Here is an 18,385-nt window from a genome sequence, read left to right on the forward strand (position 1 = left end):
GAAGGGCTTTGGGCGTTTAGAGCCTTTCAATGATGGTTGCGTTCGCCATCCCATGCCCCTCACACATTGTCTGTAATCCGTACCTTCCACCAGTGCGTTCGAGTTCATGCATCATGCTGATCATAATCCTTGCACCGCTAGCTCCAAGAGGATGACCTAATGCAATAGCTCCCCCGTTCGGATTAAGTTTTGCTGGATCTGCGCCGGTTTCCTTTAACCATGCCATCGGTACCGGAGCAAATGCTTCATTAACTTCGAACACATCAATGTCATCAATGGACAGGCCTGATTTTTGCAGTACTTTTTCCGTAGCCGGAATTGGCCCTGTCAGCATCAAGGTTGGATCAGACCCGACCACCACTCTTGTATGCACTTTAAATCGCGGCTTTAATCCAAGCTCCAATGCCTTTTCCTTCGTCATCAAAAGAAGGGCAGCTGCTCCGTCACTGATCTGACTTGCATTCCCTGCATGGATAACGCCATCTTCTTTGAACACGGTTTTTAATCCACCAAGCGCCTCAACGGATGTTTCCTTACGAGGACCGGAATCTTCCTTCATCATAAATGTCGAGCCATCCTCCAATGTCACTTCAATTGGCATAATCTCTTTTGCAAAATAACCTTCTGCTTGCGCTTTTAATGCTTTTTGGTGGCTTTCATATGAGAAGGTATCTAACTCCTCGCGGGTAAATCCGTATTTCTCCGCAATTCTTTCCGCGGATAGCCCTTGATTGATGATTTCATATTTTTCCTGCAGTCTGTCACTGAATGGCGCCTTTTGATAGTTGGATCCCATCGGCACTCTTGTCATATTCTCAACTCCGCCTGCAATGACGACGTCCATGTCACCCGAAAGAATAGCCTGTGCCGCAAAGTGGACAGCCTGTTGACTGGAGCCACATTGACGGTCAAGTGTTGTACCTGGCACTTCTATTGGAAAACCTGCAATTAAAGCGGCCACCCTTGCTATGTCCCCGGCCTGTTCTCCAGACTGAGTCACACACCCCAGGATGACGTCCTCTACAAGTGCTGCCTCAATCCCGGCACGATTAACAAGTTCCTTTAATACTTCCCCAGCCAAATCATCTGGCCTGTAATCCTTCAATAAACCCTTCCTTCTCCCGACTGGTGTTCGTACTCCTTCTACAATGACGACTTCTCTCATGGTGAAAAATCTCCCTTCCTACAACCCTAAATTTTTGGCAATGATTGTTTTCATAATGTCATTGGTCCCTGCATAAATACTTGCAACTGGAATGTCACGATATCTTCTTGCAATCTTGTATTCTTCCATATATCCGTAACCGCCATGAAGCTGCATACACTGGGTTGCAATGTTCCTTGCAATCTCTGTGAGCTTCCATTTCGCCATCGATACCTTTGTCACCACATCTTCCCCGGCAATATGATCGGCGATGAGCTGGTCCAGAAAAGCTCTTCCCATCTCTACTTCTGTTGCCATTTCCGCTATTTTAAACTGAGTATTCTGAAATTGACTGACAGGTCTGCCGAACGCTTCCCTGCTTTTTACATAGTCAATCGTGGATTGCAGCATTTCTTCAGAAGCGACCTGGGCTCCAATGCCCACCAACAGCCTTTCTTGCTGCAATTTATCCATTAAGTATAGGAACCCGCGACCTTCTTCACCAAGGAGGTTTTCCTTAGGAACCTTACAATCCTCAAAAAATAATTCTGAAGTATCTTGAGAATGTAAACCTACTTTGTCAAGCTTCCGTCCTCTAGAAAAGCCTGGATGTCCCCTTTCGATTACAAGCAGACTAACTCCTTTATGCTGAGGGCGAATTTCTGTGTCCGTCTTCACTGCCACAATCACTATATCGGCATGGATGCCATTTGTGATGAACGTTTTAGCACCATTAACAATATAATGGTCCCCTTCTAGTCTTGCAGTTGTCTTGATATTTGCTAAATCCGATCCCGTACCAGGTTCTGTCATTGCAATAGCCGTAATAGTTCTTCCAGACACACAGGAAGGCAACCATCTCTGCTTCTGCTCCTCTGTCCCAAAGCTTGTAATATAAGGAACCACGATATCGTTGTGAAGTGCAACGCCAATTAGGCCAGTTCCGACACGCTCTAGTTCTTCGTTAATGACGACGGAATAACCCCAGTCCGTCTCACTTCCACCGTATTTTTCATCGATATCAGGGCAAAGGTAGCCCTGTTCTCCCATCTTTGTCCAGAAAGAACGAGGTATGATGCGATCACTTTCCCATTCATCATAAAAAGGAACTGCCTCTCTTTCTAAAAACTTGCGCAAAGACTTTCTGAATTGTTGATGGTCCTCTGTTAAATATGGATGTTTTCTTGGTTCTCTTTTTGCTGAAAGCGATTTCAAAATACTCCACCCCTATGCTTTTACTTGATTAAATTGCTGTCTCAGTTGATATTTCAGTATTTTTCCAGAAGCATTTCTCGGTAGCATCTCTTCCACAAATATTCTACGTGGAACCTTGTAGCCTGCAAGCTTTTGACGGCAGAACTGTTTTAATTCCTCTTTATTGACCACTTGATCCTTATGAGGAACCACGACTGCACATACCGCTTCTCCCCATACCTCATCCGGCAGTCCGATAATAGCCGCCTCAAGAATTTGAGGGTGTTCGTACAACACTTCCTCTACTTCAATAGAATAGACGTTTTCCCCTCCTGAGATAATCATGTCTTTTTTGCGGTCCACTAAGGTGATATAACCTTCTTCGTCAACGGTGGCCAAATCTCCTGTATATAACCACCCATCTTTTAACGCAGCTTTTGTTTCTTCCGGTTTTTTATAATATTCTTTCATGATGGATTCACCTTTAAGGACAAATTCTCCCACTGCACCAACTTCAATGTCCATACCGGTTTCATCGACAACTCTCGCTTCTGTTAGAAATGAAGGTTTCCCATTTTTCCCGAGGTGTTTTTTGTGACCGTTAGGATCCAATAATATACCGTTTGGACCAGCCTCCGTTAAACCGCATAGATTGAAGAATTGATGATTTTTAAATAAATTCATGCTCTTTTTTACAAGCTCTGGAGCCATTGGTGCCGCTCCATAACCACATCGCTTGATGGAGGAGAGGTCATAGCTATCAGCATTAGGTACCTGTAAAAGAAAATTGAACATGGCCGGCACTCCAAAGAAATGAGTGATCTTATGTTCCTGTATCGCTTGGAGTGTATGAACTGGATGAAAATCACGATGAATGAAGTGTGTCGCCCCAAGTACCGTTCCCGATACAAGGAATAAATTCAGTTGTGCAGAATGAAACAACGGTGCAATATGTAAAAAGCGCTCTTGCTGATTGATGCCCATACTGATCATCATAGAAAGGCCTACATTGAAGATTCTTCTGTGGTCAAACAAAGCACCTTTCGGACGTCCGGTCGTACCAGAAGTGTACAGAATTTCTAAATCATCCGTTTCCAGCACTTCCACTTTTGGATCCTTTTCATTGGTTGAAAGTACTTCCTTATAAGACCGGTTTTCAGCAATGGTTGGCGTTCCTACCACAATTACATTTTCCACAACACTGCCTGCGATTGCCTTTGCAATAGTTCCTTCAAATTCTTCGTCACAGATTACTACTTTCGCTTCTGCCTGCCCTAAAATATATTGAATTTCAGAGGAGGTTAAACGGAAGTTCATCGGTACGATAACGGCACCTATTTTTGCACCTGCAAAATAAGAGAAAACAAAGGTATCCGAGTTTTTCATCATGAAAGCCACTTTGTCGCCTTTGGAGATACCCAGCTTTAACAGTCCGTGAGAGAGTTTATTTACTTCCCTATTGAACTGGTCGTAATTATACTGTCTCCCTTCACAATCAATAGCAAGCTTCTCTGGTACTTTTCTGGCATTTTGAGATAAATACATTCCAATGTTCATACACTTTCCTCCCTTTTATTTTATACAACTTTATTTATGCAAGAAGTATGCCATGACTGGTAGTTTGTTTAAAAGGGGTTGCTTACTTCTCCATTAGCTTCTATATGAAAAAAAGCGTCCAATATCTGGACACTTCTGTACAAACACTTTTGTTTTCCAATTGATATTTGTCCGAAGGGAGGATGGAAGTGTCCGAACAAAATTATACTAACAAAAATAGAGGCTTCCCCATCAAAACTGCCATAAAAGGCGAATACCTAAAGAATCCGCCTTTTCACCATTTAATTCTCAATCAACTGGTACTTCCTCAATTTATCATAAAGACTTGACCTGCTGATTCCTAACATCTTCGCAGCTTTGGCTTTATTACCTTTTGTTTTTGTCAAAGCTGATTCAATGGCACGCCGCTCTGCACTCTCAACCATCGACTCTTCATGCGTAGCCGCAACTTCTTCCACTAACATGTGCGCACTTCCGAGCATATAGTCCGGGAGATCTTCTACTTTAATCTTCCCATGCTCCGCAAAAGTCATCGCCCTCTCCATCACATTTCGAAGTTCACGTACATTTCCTGGCCAGTGATAAGACATCAAGATATGTTTTGCCTGTGGCTCGAAACCAGTAATGCTCGTACCAATAATCCCGTTTAGGTCACTCATCAATTTTTCGGATAGAATTTGTATATCCCTCATCCTTTCCCGTAGAGGTGGAATGAATAGAGAAATGACATTCAAACGGTAATAAAGATCTTCGCGGAACGTCCCTTCCTTCACCATTTCTTCCAAGTTACGATTGGTAGCTGCGATTATTCTTACATCTACATGAATCCTTTTCGTACCGCCTACTCGATAGAATTCTCTCTCTTGAAGCACCCTTAATAGCTTGGCCTGGAGATTCAAGGACATGTCCCCTATTTCATCTAAAAATAAGGTGCCACCATTTGCTAAGTCGAACTTTCCAATTTTCCCTTTAGATCTGGCCCCTGTAAACGCACCATCTTCATATCCAAAAAACTCGGATTCTAACAGATCTTCTGGTATCGCTGCACAGTTCACCACAACAAATTTTCCATCTTTCCTAGCGGAACTGTTATGAGCCGCATGTGCAAATAGCTCCTTACCTGTCCCGCTCTCCCCTCTGATTAATATGGTAGAACGACCTTTGGCTGCTTTTGCCGCACTCTTTTTTATTTTTTCCATTACAGGGTTCTCGGTTATGATATGATCCCAAGTAAATCTTGCACTCTCGGATTTTTTCAGTTCTGTATGATAGAAGCTTGCTTTGTTTTCTGCCTTTTGAAGTCTTTTAAAAAGTTCATTGACTTCATTCAGCTGCCTGTACATAATCTTCACAATTGCACCGACCATACGTCCTTCTTGCAAAACCGGAATGCGATGGATAATATACTTGATTCCATTGATTTCATGGAAATCGCTAACTTCCGCTTCTTCGGTTTCAAAAATTTTTGATAGTTGAAAGTGTGGAAATACCTTATCTGTTTTTTTATGTAATACATCCTTATACTCCATGTTGAACAATTCCAAAAGTGAAGGGCTGACCATTTGAATCGTTTGTGTATCGTCTGCCAATAATATTCCATCATAAGCATGATCCATTGCAGTCTGTAGCGATTGCTTCAAATTTAATGTTCTGGTAACATTCAGAAGGCCCATCACCATTTCCGCTTTGGTAAATAGACCAAGGACTCTATTTTCAGCATCAACAACGACACCAGTTCCTACTGAACTATTTCGAACAATTTCCTGCAATTCTTTAAACGGAGTATCCTCCTTTAATGAATAGACATCTTTTTTGATGAAATCCTTGATCGGAGTAGTGAGCGTCTTCTCCTGTTTCACCATTTGAAAAAGTCTACTTCTTGTAAAGACACCGATTAATTTTTCATCTTTGTCCACAACAGGCAAGATACTATATTTTTCTTCATTCATTATGTTTAATGCGTCTGCGAGTGTTGTGCTTTCTTTTATTTGATATGGAATTGGCGTTATCATTTCTTTTAAGGAGATCACAGACTTTCCACCTTCTTGTCACAATGTAACTCTATTGTAGCTTATTTTTGTATTTTTTTGAATATTTTATCTTTTTAACAGATAAAACTTCCACTATCGCTGAACTCCGTTCCAGGCGCTTCGCTTTCCATGGGCGGTCGGGAGCCTTCCTCCCATAGGAGTCTGCGCGCCTTCCACTACGTTCAGCTAGGTTACTATTATACAGATTGGTCACACTAACACAATCAACCCCCCTCTCATGTTGAGAAGGGGGGTCGTGTTATGCTTTTCCTTTTGCCATTCTTGGTAGGATGATTGCTAGCATTAGGATCAAGGCTATGGCTAGGAATCCGTATAATAGAATGGTTATGCTGTTGGTTTTGGACGAGCTATCGGAGGCAACGGCCGTTTGGTACCTTGAGTTGTCTTCTTGTGTAAATAGTTTCCACTCTTGAGAGGTAGCTTGGATGGTGGTAGATTTTTTTTCACCTGTCATAAATAAAGTTCCGACGAAGTCCTCTTCCTCTTTTTTTTTCCGTTTTTTGAAAGTTAGTAGCTTCTGTTCTTCTGGTACAGATTCCCTGCGTTCATTGAGATTATTTTCACGCAGGAAATCGGTATTTTCTTTGAAATCCTTTTTCTCATAACTGTTCGGCTCGAGAGATTCAATATCAGATTCAGCCATAGTAACTATCCCGTTTAACGGCAGTAAAGCAGTCAGTACACATATTGATATTAAAAGTAATGCAACCTTAGCCTTCATAAGCTTCATCTTCATTCTTTTTATCGTTACTACTCTTAAATAATTTCACCATTTGCGGTAAAACAAGAAGCAACAAGAGAATGACGATTAAGGTGATTACCGCTGTCATAAAGAGTGAGCTAGTGCCGTATTGAATGGACATGTACACGCGTGACATTGGATCTTCATAATTAATATTTGGAGCGGTCAGTGTAAGGAATGGGCTGATAAAGAAAATAATCAGACCAACACTTGCAATCCATCCGACTAATTTGCCCATGCTGAACCCTGCAAGCACCACAGCAGAAGCAGCAGTAAGCAAAAGGATGGTAAAGATGGACCATTGTATCGCACGATCTTCTGCTAATGGATAGATGTTTAAACCATATAGGCTGATGATCAAGCCAACAATGATATTTAATAGAATAAACATAGAACCTTGCACGAGCATTGGTGCACTGTTGAAATAGTGGCTGAAATACCCGATTAATAGACTGCTAATTAAAATAATTGCAAGTACTACAACTGGAGGAATTCTATTATCCTCTGTGCCGCTCGCCGCATCTCCGCTTATTTGCAACGGATTAGAAAGGTGCTCATAAACAGGCCCATTTTTCTGTCCGTCCACATAAGCATTTCCTAGGACATTAAAGATATCATCTCTATACATTCTAGTTGCATCTACATTCTCTGCCCACTTGGCATTCAGTGTGTCTGCATCATTTTGTACATTTTCTACATTTGTTTGAAGCTCTGTCGTATAAGAGACAATGTTGGACTGACTTTCCCCTACGGAAGTGACCAGCTCATTCAATGTCAATAATTCCTGGCTAATAGTCTGCTGTCTTGTAACTACTGTATTGCCATCATTACCATTCGTTGGAGTTGGCTCATTACTAGCAAATAATTGAACCTGCTCCATAACATTGTTTGCACTCTCTTCAAGGGAAGAAATGTCGTTCATGATAGCTGTTTGCTGCTCTTCAACATTTGCTCTGTATTCTTCCATGAAGACTTTGAAATTGTCCTGAAGGGCTTGCATCTGTTCCATGGTAGATGGTAGGGCAGCTGTAATACTGTTCCATTCTTCTTGTTCCGGGTCGGACACATTCAAAATGGTTTGGATATCTTCAAGTAATGCTTCCACATCTTCAGAAACATCCCGATTTAATGTTTGTTCGTATTGAACAAGAGAAGCATGATAATTCAATAGATCCTTGGTGTTACTATTTTTGATTTCCTGTTTAAATATAGTATCTAATCGCTTCTTTCTTTCTTCACTCTCAATCTGATCTAGGATTCCTTGTTCTTGCTTTTCAATTTCATTAATAACTGTTTGAAGGTTATTGGATAAGGATTCTTTATCCCCTTCTAAAGACTCAATTACTTCTTCTAGTTCAGAAATCTGTTCCAGATATCCAATTATTTCTTCTTCTAATGCTTGCTTTTCTACTTCCAGCTGCTCAATTATCTTCAATAATGGATTTTCATCTTCTAATCCTTTAAGACTTTCTTCAACAGCAGATATTCTTGAAGAAAGACTTTCTAAAGGGCTTAGAACTGTCATTACTTCTTCTGGAACTATTTCTCCCAGGTTATCAATATTTGTTTTGATCGTGTTCATATCAGTAGCAATTGCATTTAATTCTTTGATTTCATTCTCAAAACTTCTGTTTTCTGGAACCTCTACTTCGGATTCATTATCCTTCACTTCATTATTAGTCGAAGTGGTTATAGCTGAGTTAGGATTTTCTGGCTTTCCTGGTTCTTTTTCGCCTTCCTTTTTAAGTTCATCTTTAAGATTCTCTATCGTTACTTCCAACTCACTTAGGTCCGCATTCTTTTGTGACAAAGCAATTTGTTCTTGTTGTTCAAAAAATGCTTGCATATCACCTGCTTGCCTGTCAACTTCTGACTTTCTTAGTTCAGAAAGCTCGGAAAGCGCGGTATTGTTACTCTCCATGCTGCTATTAACGGATTCAAGCCCGTTATTGATCTCTGTACCTTCTTGAGACAAATAATCTTGTACCTGTGCATGTCTGGATGGTTGAGCCGTTGCTAAGAGCTGAATACTTCCCATACTCTCATCCTGCAGTTCTTGTAACATCAATTGTTGGTTATCTTGATATTCTCTAAATTCTTCAACAAACTGCACAAAAGATGTTAGGTTGTCTTCGAACTGTTGAACTGTGTTTTCTCTTCCCGGTGCGTCTTGGCTGACAGTTGCAACGGTTGATTGGAGGCTTTCGAGCATCGAACGCTGTCTTTCAATTTCAGATGCAAGATTTAAGGAAGTAGGTTTGTAGAATGCTAGCATGGCATTCTGGAAATCTATTTCCTTTTGCAAAATCGTATCGAAATGAGTTCGGACGTTTTCTAAGTCCTGTGAAACATATGTCCAATAAAGCGTTGAAATTCTACTATTGACCTTACTAGTCGCTTTTTCTATTTCGCGAAGCACCTTCTCGCGATCAATGACATTCAATTGATCTTGAACCGTGTATTCAAAGTTCGCTTTTTCGGGCTGATTACTTTCATAGGTCATAATGTTGGTAGAGAAATTGGAAGGAATATAAACAACTGCATCATATTTGGAATCCTTCAGGCCATTGACTGCCGCACTCCGACCGATTACCGTCCATTCATATTTAGAATCTTCCTCAAAAATGGAGGAAATCTCCTTTCCAAACTCAAGGGCCTTATCATCCTTTTCCATTCCTGTGTCTTCATTTACTACTGCAATTACTCTTGAAGCAGTTCTTTTCACTTCCATAGGGTTTTCCCCGACAGATCCAAAGAATAATGCAGGTGTCACGAGGATTAGGAGAATAACCAACACCATTTTTATGAGATAGGTGGTTTTTCCCGTCATGTAAATACCTTCCTTTCCGTTGTGCAAAGCGGAATCTGAATTTTCATTTCTTTCCCGTTGATTACATAGTAACCATACCCAGGATGTATTTCTTCTTCGTTTCGCTCATATGGCAGAGTGAAAATATTCTGCTCTGACTTTTTCATCAGTACTAGTGCTTGGCGGATCTGCTTTACTTCCATCGTAAGTGTATCGTAGCCTTTTGACAGATCATTGTTGCTGCCTGAGGCAACGATGTTAAATCCTAAGTGGCTAAAGTTTTTAATTAGCCTTGCAAACTTGTCTTGCAGCATCGGGTCAAGTGTCTGAATAAACCTTGCATACCCGTCTATAACAAGGAAAATCGGTGGATAATCCATGGATGTGTCACCGAATTGAACCTTTTTTAGGTAATCACTTTCTCTAGCAAACAACTTCTGCTCTACTTCTTCCACCCATTGGGTTATCTGCCCTTTTGTTTCTAAGTAGGTGACATTGTCTTCTTCCGAATAACTGGAAAGGCTTCTGTCAAAGGAATCAAAAAGTCCAATAGATTCAGCACCCTGATCCAGTGTCGTATTCAATATTACTTTCATCACATTTGTTTTGCCTTTTTGAGCTTGTGCTACCACGATGCAATGCTTGTATTTTTCAAAATTGATAAATACAGGTTGGACATGCTCATCATCCAGTCCGATAGGAACCAGGCCTTTTCTAAGCTTGCCTTCTGTATATTTTGCAAAATTAATGACATTAAGATCGGAAGGAAGCATTGGAACGGCTTGCGGTTCCTTGTATTCTCGATACTTTTCTTTAATAGATTCGACATCTCTTCGAATGGAATCTAGTAATTCAAAATCATCTTTCCCTTCTCCAGGTAAAAAGACTTGTGAGAAGAACGCTTCATCTTTTTTTATAATCGCTCTACCTGGAATTGGTTCAGGATTATAAGGGACCCTCCCTAGAATAGTGAAGGCTTCACTGTTATCCATCAGATAGTGAACAATTTTTGTTTTCAAGTTGTTCATTAACGATTGTCTGATAGAGTTGACCCTTGTGGCCGTAAATATCATATAGATTCCCAGTGACTGACCATCACGAACAAACTGGTTGATTTGCATTTCAAGATCTTGCATTTCCTCTTTAATAAGATCAAAATTATCAATTGTCATGAAAATGATAGGTAATTTTTCTTCACTCAGAGAATTGAACATTTTTATGGAACTCACTTCTTGCTGTTGGAACAGGTTTTTACGTCTAGCCATTTCATCCTTCAAGATACGCATGAACTTCTCGATTTTCCTTTCTTCATCCATCAAGAAGAAATCTGCCGTATGTGGAAGCTGACGCATTGGTAGCAAGGTTCCATTACCGAAATCAAAGATATAATAATGCAACTCTTCTGGCGTATACTTTTCTGCCATACTTAACAATAGCATCAAAATCGTATGGGACTTACCATAACCGGATGAACCAAATATTCCGATATTTCCATCCTCCATAAGTTCATATTCATAAACTGTTTGCGATTGTTTTTCAGGCTCATCCATCAATGCAAGCGGAATGAAACCTTGCTCCTCTGCCATATAGTTCTTGCGTGAAAGTCTTCCTTCTAAAGGAGGGAGCCATGGGCTGTTAAGTTGTCTGATGCCCATATGTTGCTGAACGGAATGGATTTCTTCCACCACAGCTCCAATTTCCGTTTGTGCACTTTTCTTTTTCTTTTTGGATGTCGATACATCAGACAATGGGACAAGCCCAAGGTCTGTAACAAAAGCTACCTCATCTTCTGATTCAGAAGTATCCTCTTGATAAGGTGCCCCACTCCAAGCAGATTGGAATAGTTCATAAACTTCGTTATTCCCTACTTGAAGATAACCCCTACCGGTAACTGTAATGGATGCGGCATCTCCATTTTTCAAAATCTCCCTGCTATCATCTGCATCTTGCACTTTTAACGCCACTTTAAAGCGGGCGTTACTCCAGATTTGTTCATCAATGACTCCACCTGGTTTTTGAGTCGCAAGGATAAGATGTACACCTAAGCTTCTTCCTATACGTGCAGCACTAACCAATTCGCGGATGAACTCCGGTTCTTCCGCTTTTAATTCCGCAAACTCATCAGAAATGAGGAATAAATGCGGCAAAGGTTCTTCTGCTTTATTTTGCTTATACAGGTCTGTGTAAGCATTAATATGATTGACTTTGTATTGATCAAATAACCGCTGACGCCTTTTTAGTTCACTTTTTATGGAAGCAAGCGCCCTAGCACTAAAGTTTTTGCTTCCTTCTATATTAGTGATGACTCCTAGTAAATGAGGCATTTTTTCAAACGGCTGGGCCATTCCCCCACCTTTGTAGTCAATGAGCAGGAAAGCTACTTCATGCGGGTGATAGTGAATAGCAAGTGAAAGAATATAAGTCTGCAAGAATTCACTTTTCCCAGATCCTGTTGTACCTGCTAATAGGCCATGTGGACCATGTGCTTTTTCATGTAAGTTTAGTACAGAAATGTCTTCTTTACCTTTTAGACCGATTGGAACTGCCAAAGATTTAGAGGACTCCCTTGAAAGCCAGTTTTCTTGTATCGGCAGCATCCCCACTTCTTTTACTTTCATCATTTCTAAGAAAGAAATACTGTTTGGAATGGAGTTTGTCATACCCACCTGGTGGTCGAGGGTTCTAAGCATTCTCGAGAAGACTTCGTTCCCTTCTCTTTTATGAGAATCCAATCTAAAAGGAATGGAAACTGCTTTTTTGTCTTGGATTAGAATGTCCCCCTCTTGGGTATTGATATACCTCACAAGGGTTTCAATATTATCAGACAGACTTTCTTTTGAATCCGCAGCGAAAATGACTGAAATACCAAGGTCTTTATGATCTCCCTCGAGATATTCAAGAATGACATGATCTGCTATTAATTGCTGTTCTGTAATAATAAAAACGATATGCGGTGAAAAGGCTACCTTCTCTTTGTCGTCCAATAAATCTCTTTCTCTGAGCATTTCATAAATGGAAGAAAGCAATTGATCTCTTGTCTGATCATTATAGATTAGACCTTTTGCAAAGGATTGCGGTATCTGAAAATGCGGAAGCCACTTCACCCATTCCCATTGTTCATATTCTTTTTCATTAAAAATAAATACAAATCGCAGGTCATGGTAACTGTGAAAGAAGGATAACTGACCGATAATCTGATGGATTTCATTTTTCATGACGGACTCTTTTCCAATTAATCCGATCGCTCCTTTAGATAAATCCGCTACCACCGGAACATGGTCTATTTCCCGATATACTTTCTCCAAATGCTGAGATTGTTCTAGTAAATCATCAATCTCCCTATTTGCCATATCACCGGAATTGATGGATATTTCATAACTGGATGGTACTTTGCCTCGTCCTAAACGGAATTGCAAGAAATCATGGCTTTCCAATGACCTTTCCCATATTCGATCGGAAATTTGTCCTGTCAGATATTTCATTCGTTCAAAAGATGGGAAATGAAACGTGAGCACATTAGTCTGCCTATCGGCTAACGATTGTAGCTCTCTTCGCTTATTTTCCAGGTAAAGGGTATATACTCTTCTTCTGCGCTCTTCGCTTCTTCTGCGGTTTGCTTTTTCTTTAAAAAATTGGACTGTAGACGTAATAAGTGTAGTCATAAACATAACCATGGAAATGATGATGAATATGCCCCTAGGTGCAACAAGAGCAACCACTCCCATGACAATAAGCATGATAAGGGGAGGCATGATAATCAGCCACAGACCCTTATTATTATCATCCGATTCCTGTGTAGGAAACTGCAGCGAAACCTTATCATCAGGAAGCTCATAGACCATTCGAGGTGTTCTACGGTAGCTTGGATACTTCTTTTGCATTTCTGATTGTGGTCGCTTTATGTCTGAGAGGTCTGTCTCATACTCTTTAAAGCTTGAAACTTCCAATAAATCTTCTTCTACCACCCTTATCTCCAAAAAAGAACATAGCAGAAGATCTCCTACCTCTAGAATTGTATCGTTATAAAGCTTATGGCCATTCAAGAAACAATTTTCATCAGAAATATTTACAATCCATTTTCTTGAAAAGTTTCTAGTAAATGAAATCATTTCTCCATCATGGAGGGAAAAAACTACCTGGTCTCTACTACCTAAATAATAGGCTTGCGAATAGGATGGTCTGGGAGAAAGCACCATCTTTAACTCTTTTCCATTATCTTTCCATTCAAACGGTTGGGTGTATGTACCGCTTCCTATCATTCCACCCTTTTGTTTTACTGTGAATTTGTCATGTTGGATATCGACAAGTAATGGACCATCAATAAATGGAAAATTACGGACAGTAAATTGGTCCTCAACCTCAGAACCTATAGTAATAATCCCAGTCTCTATAGATTGCTTCTGATAGTTATCTTGATAGAACAACCAGAAATTACTCATATACTCACCTCATTTCAACCTTACAGTTAGTTTGACTCTTCATCTTTCTCTTCTTCTAAAGCTTCAATTGCCTCTGCATACTCATCAATCTCATCTTGGACTTCTTTAAGTTGATTCTGTTTTTCTTCACCTGTAAGATCGTCCTGAGCTCTTATTTGTTCTTTGTATTTCAATAAAGCATATAGAATAATCTCCGAATCTTCTAATGATCTCGCGATATCTAGTGCCTCTTGTGCCTCCCCGCGGCCAATATGTATCCAATACTGATAGTACTGCGGATCGGATTGCAAGGTTATCCGGTTCTGAAGAGCATCTTTCTGCTCTTCATTTAAAGATTCATTGATAATATAGGATGTTGCCAACTTATATTGCACTACTCTTGGCATTTCTTGTGCCTCATATCCACTTAATGTATCGACTACCTGACTGTATTCACTTTGTAAAAAGTGTTCAGAACTCTGTACATACGCCGCCTGTTTCGGTTGAACGAAAAGAAAGGAATATATCACTAATACGAGCGCAGGTAACAAAAGAACAGTAAGTCCGATGGTGGCATATTTAGTGAACTTCCATCGCTTTTCAGGAAGTTGAATAAATTGTTTTTCCTTCTCTTCCAACCCTTTTATTCCATTACGGATAAACGTTAATAGTTCTTCTTCATTCTTAGCGTTCATGATAGATTTGGCTGTAGGTGAAAGTTCCAATGTTTGATAAAGTTTGAGATATTCTTTGAAGGAGTATTTCCCGTCAATGGCAGCAGCAATGACCGCTTTGGTTTCCTGCCATAGCTTTTCTGACTCTTTTTCATAAGGTGGTAGACTTTCCATCACGCCATAGTGAAGAAAATAGGGCGTTAAACTTTCATCCACCACCATATTTTCGGGACATATAAGAAGATGTAGTCTTGAAAGAGAGTGATTTCTAACACTCTTAATTAATTGCGAGGCAAAAATCCATCTACTTTTCTCATCCTTCTTTTTTACTTTTGCGAAAGACGAAAAGGAAGGAGGGGGATGATAGATCAGTGTTAACTCGTCTTCTGTTTCTTTAATTTTCTTATGTATGACTGTATTTATTTCTTGAAGCATCCGAATTTCAGCAGCATCTTCCAATTTAATTTTCTCTTTTTGAAAGACCAGCTTGATCGTTTCACCTTCTTTAGAAAGTGTTGCACCTATTTCTTCTTCCAGATATGTTCGACTTTGATCTGCCATAATAGATTGCTCCTTTATAAAATTTCCAAACGGTCACCAGATGTAATGCCATGGTCTACAAGTTTGTCTGAACCTGATAGTATCAAGTGTTTGTTTACTACTCTTACCCATTCCCCTTCCCTTGGAGGTGATGAAGGAGAGACGGCTTGCCACACGATATCGACCACTTTTTTTACGGTATGGTAATTAGATAAACGAAGGTCAAACGATTCCTTTTGGTAGTTTTTTAAGTCGATGGTTATTTCTATGTACATTGTTTTTCACCTCATAAAAGAAGGAACGCATTCAACTGTTAAAGAATGGCGCTCCTTCTTTCTTTTTGGCTGCCCCATTTTAGAAGGGGAGCTATTTGTGTTAGAACAGATTACCCGCGGATCTGGCTTGCAATTTGAGTATCAGCATCTTCAAGAGCTCTAGCTGTATTGCTAAGCTGCACGGAGATATCCTCAAGTAATTGTTGCATTTGAATGATAGAAGGCTTCAAGGATTGGTATTGATCGCTGAATGCGCGGCTAGATTCACCTTCCCATACACTTTCAAGCTCACGAATCATGTTGTCCAAACGGTTGATTTGATCCCCAACCTGGCTGCTTTCACTTCTGTAACGAGTGGACATTCCAACTAACTCTGCAGGGGTAACGCGAATGATTCCTGACATTTAACATCTCTCCATTTCATTTATAGGTTACTTTTATTGTAAAAAACACACAACTTAAAGGTCAATTTACAAATAGGAATTTCAGTAAAATAAGTAATATATACCCACCGATACCCCTATTACCAAAAAATAAAACCTCTAAGAATAGTATTTTTTTCACAGATTGATATTTTTCTAGGTATTTCGACTAAATCAACTAATTGTTTCATTGACCTCTTCGTAGAAGATGGTCAACTCTTGCCTGTTCATCTCATCCACATGTTCGTGGTATTTGTTGGAAAGGGTGGTCATAAGCCTTGACTGATCATTGGTGATAATCGTAAACAATCTATGATTCTTATTAAACTCCAATAGTGCTTGCTCAATCACTTTACCTTTGCTCATGTCAAGTTCGGCATTAATGATTCTTGCCAACTCATCACTAATCACTCGTACTTTTTCTAGCTCCGCATTGAAAACAAGATGCTTAAATCGCAAATCTTCGTATGGTGCGAATACGTAAGAAGTTTTATACTGTCCTATTCCTACCACCCCCTTTACCGTAATTCAAACAACTTCGATATACTTTGATCTTCTTCAAATAGGTCTTCAATTGACTTTCTAACCCTGGTAATCATGGCCTTTGCTTTTTCAATTTCCTCTCGAAGATAATGATACATACCTTCAAAAGAATCCTGAAACATAGGATCAAGTGGTCTGATATACTCATGTACATTAATCTTGTTAACTTTCACTTCACTGCCTGATACCGGGAGTAGATGACTGTAATTCCTCGGATTGGCTTCCATCTGGTGGATGGCATTCATCACTCTCTGTTTCCTATATTCCAGATCGTCAACGTATTCTGTGTAATAAAGTCTCCTCCAGGCAGTGAGTGCCTCTTCCTTTTCCATACATTTATCCAGACCGAGCTGATAGATCCTCACTGCAGAAGAAAGGTTGACCTCAATGGTCCTTCCATCTGTAGCGTTTTTATAACGAATTAAATCAGATCCTTCGTAGCGTCGTCCTTCTACCTGATTTAATGAGTTAACTACATGCTCCATGCCATGAGCGTGGGCAGCATCCCCAAACTCGCCAACAAACTCATTCGTGTCGTCTATGATTGCTTGATAGCTGTTTTGTATATTGCCACTTTCAAGCTTTATTGTTTCCGAAAGCTCTATCATCGTCAGAATATTCTCATGTTGAGATAGGTTATGGGTAAAGGAGCCTTTAACAAGGTTTTTGCCTATATCTAAAGCAGCACTACCAATCGCCTCAATCATCCGTTGTATACTACCTAGCATTTCCTCAACATGAACTTGGATCAGCTTCAACAGGTCCTCACTTATCTCTCCAACCAAGGCTAGTAAGGAAGGAAGAACTTGTGTCAAATCTTGCAATTTAGCTCTAATCTCTAAAGCCCTTGAGACAAATTCCTGTTGTCTAGAAAAGAAATCACTTGGAAATTCTTTTACTGGATACGCAAACGGCATATCCACTGTAAAGCTTCCAAATCCAATGACTCCAAGCGTCATCGGTACCGCTCCACGCTTCCACTTTGGAGGTTCGAATATTTTCTTCCAATCTTGTTTGATGTCGTCAATCAGAATGAAGAGTTCTTGGTCGATACCGAACATGCTTCTGTTGAGGCCATCAATTCCTGACTTTTCGTAGGCTGGGGCGTGTTTGGCGACGAATTGTTGGATATTGTATAGATTTTCGTCTGAGACTCTATTCATGTATTTGGCGATACCGTCTGTGTGCGGGTAAGTTTCTAAAACTTGTCTTGAACCTATGTCTAAGAAACCTCGGAAACCGATTAATGAGAATAAAAATTCTTCTTTTACGGTTAGGTGATGGATACTTTGACCTTGTTCTTCATAATATTTTTCTGTGAAAGCTTTGAGTTTTTCAGGACCTATCGTATAAATTTCTTCTATATCAAATTTAGAAATCTTAAATTCTTCGAAAACTTCATCCCTGAATTGGCTATCAAGGAGTGCTAGTTGATATACACTTGGTGGGGCATCATTTATAGCAAAAACATTTTTAAACGGTTGATCCAACAGCTGCAAGGTTTGGATAAGATTACCACCTAGAGAATGGCCTATTCCATATTTATTTAATGGTAATTCTGAACTGTCATAAGTAGATTGTTGGGTATGACTTTTTATTTCATTTTCTACAGCCTGATTAATATGTCTAGTTACTTCGAAATCAAATGCTTGAGCATCTTGATATTGATTTTTAACTTTGCCCGCGAAGATGCCGAATAAATTATAAAACCAGTCACTAGGGATACCCTCTCCACCATTTTCACCAGGCTCACTTCCCCTAGTAATCGTATAAGATTGATTAATTCCTGTTTCAACATTCAAAAAATGAATTACTGTCCCATCAAAACCGGAATCGTATTCTGAATTCACTTGAGGAAAATCATCCGAGTGATAAAGAGTTATTTCCCCTGGCGGCTCTATTCCAGTCTCTTCAATGTATATTCTTCTTATGTTCTCTATAGTGATGTCTTCATACTCCAATTGAGCTATTCTGGCCTTCAATATTTCAGACTCTAAAACCTCATTTTCATCCATT

General features: G+C 39.9%; 12 protein-coding genes. All 12 read right to left on the reverse strand.

Features of this window, described 5'->3' with window-relative positions; all coding sequences use genetic code 11:
* Positions 1 to 16 precede the first annotated feature (16 nt).
* The 12 genes from HF078_RS08795 to HF078_RS08850 all read right to left on the reverse strand — a co-directional run bounded on the left by HF078_RS08795 (position 17) and on the right by HF078_RS08850 (position 18,384).
* On the reverse strand, positions 17 to 1,165 hold the full coding sequence (locus HF078_RS08795) for a thiolase family protein (RefSeq protein WP_169290800.1): 1,149 nt from the start codon (positions 1,163 to 1,165) through the stop codon (positions 17 to 19).
* Between the two features lie 18 nt (positions 1,166 to 1,183).
* Complete coding sequence (locus HF078_RS08800; RefSeq protein ID WP_169290801.1) at positions 1,184 to 2,359, reverse strand: acyl-CoA dehydrogenase family protein; 1,176 nt, start codon at positions 2,357 to 2,359, stop codon at positions 1,184 to 1,186.
* Between the two features lie 12 nt (positions 2,360 to 2,371).
* Positions 2,372 to 3,895 carry a class I adenylate-forming enzyme family protein gene (locus HF078_RS08805; protein WP_169290802.1) on the reverse strand — a complete coding sequence of 508 codons (1,524 nt, stop codon included), beginning with the start codon at positions 3,893 to 3,895 and terminating at the stop codon, positions 2,372 to 2,374.
* A gap of 281 nt (positions 3,896 to 4,176) precedes the next feature.
* Complete coding sequence (locus HF078_RS08810; protein WP_169290803.1) at positions 4,177 to 5,925, reverse strand: sigma 54-interacting transcriptional regulator; 1,749 nt, start codon at positions 5,923 to 5,925, stop codon at positions 4,177 to 4,179.
* A gap of 259 nt (positions 5,926 to 6,184) precedes the next feature.
* Positions 6,185 to 6,667, reverse strand: a complete 483-nt coding sequence (gene essA, locus HF078_RS08815) for a type VII secretion protein EssA (RefSeq protein ID WP_169290804.1) — start codon at positions 6,665 to 6,667, stop codon at positions 6,185 to 6,187.
* Positions 6,657 to 9,518, reverse strand: a complete 2,862-nt coding sequence (esaA, locus tag HF078_RS08820; protein WP_169290805.1) for a type VII secretion protein EsaA — start codon at positions 9,516 to 9,518, stop codon at positions 6,657 to 6,659. Before esaA ends, essA begins: the two co-directional genes overlap by 11 nt.
* Complete coding sequence (essC, locus tag HF078_RS08825) at positions 9,515 to 13,936, reverse strand: type VII secretion protein EssC (RefSeq protein WP_169290806.1); 4,422 nt, start codon at positions 13,934 to 13,936, stop codon at positions 9,515 to 9,517. Before essC ends, esaA begins: the two co-directional genes overlap by 4 nt.
* A gap of 26 nt (positions 13,937 to 13,962) precedes the next feature.
* Positions 13,963 to 15,150 (reverse strand): type VII secretion protein EssB, encoded by a 1,188-nt coding sequence (gene essB / locus HF078_RS08830; RefSeq protein ID WP_169290807.1) that lies wholly within the window; start codon positions 15,148 to 15,150, stop codon positions 13,963 to 13,965.
* Between the two features lie 14 nt (positions 15,151 to 15,164).
* A complete protein-coding gene (gene yukD, locus HF078_RS08835) occupies positions 15,165 to 15,404 on the reverse strand; it encodes an ESX secretion system protein YukD (RefSeq protein ID WP_169290808.1) in 240 nt (79 codons plus the stop codon).
* A gap of 110 nt (positions 15,405 to 15,514) precedes the next feature.
* Complete coding sequence (locus HF078_RS08840) at positions 15,515 to 15,808, reverse strand: WXG100 family type VII secretion target (RefSeq protein ID WP_010192515.1); 294 nt, start codon at positions 15,806 to 15,808, stop codon at positions 15,515 to 15,517.
* A gap of 192 nt (positions 15,809 to 16,000) precedes the next feature.
* Positions 16,001 to 16,339 (reverse strand): hypothetical protein, encoded by a 339-nt coding sequence (locus HF078_RS08845; protein WP_169290809.1) that lies wholly within the window; start codon positions 16,337 to 16,339, stop codon positions 16,001 to 16,003.
* A 5-nt stretch (positions 16,340 to 16,344) separates the two neighbouring features.
* Positions 16,345 to 18,384 carry a DUF6792 domain-containing protein gene (locus HF078_RS08850; protein ID WP_169290810.1) on the reverse strand — a complete coding sequence of 680 codons (2,040 nt, stop codon included), beginning with the start codon at positions 18,382 to 18,384 and terminating at the stop codon, positions 16,345 to 16,347.
* Position 18,385: the final 1 nt, after the last annotated feature.

Origin of the sequence: Bacillus sp. RO2 (assembly GCF_012911845.1) — a bacterium.
Lineage (GTDB): Bacteria > Bacillota > Bacilli > Bacillales > Bacillaceae_I > Sutcliffiella_A.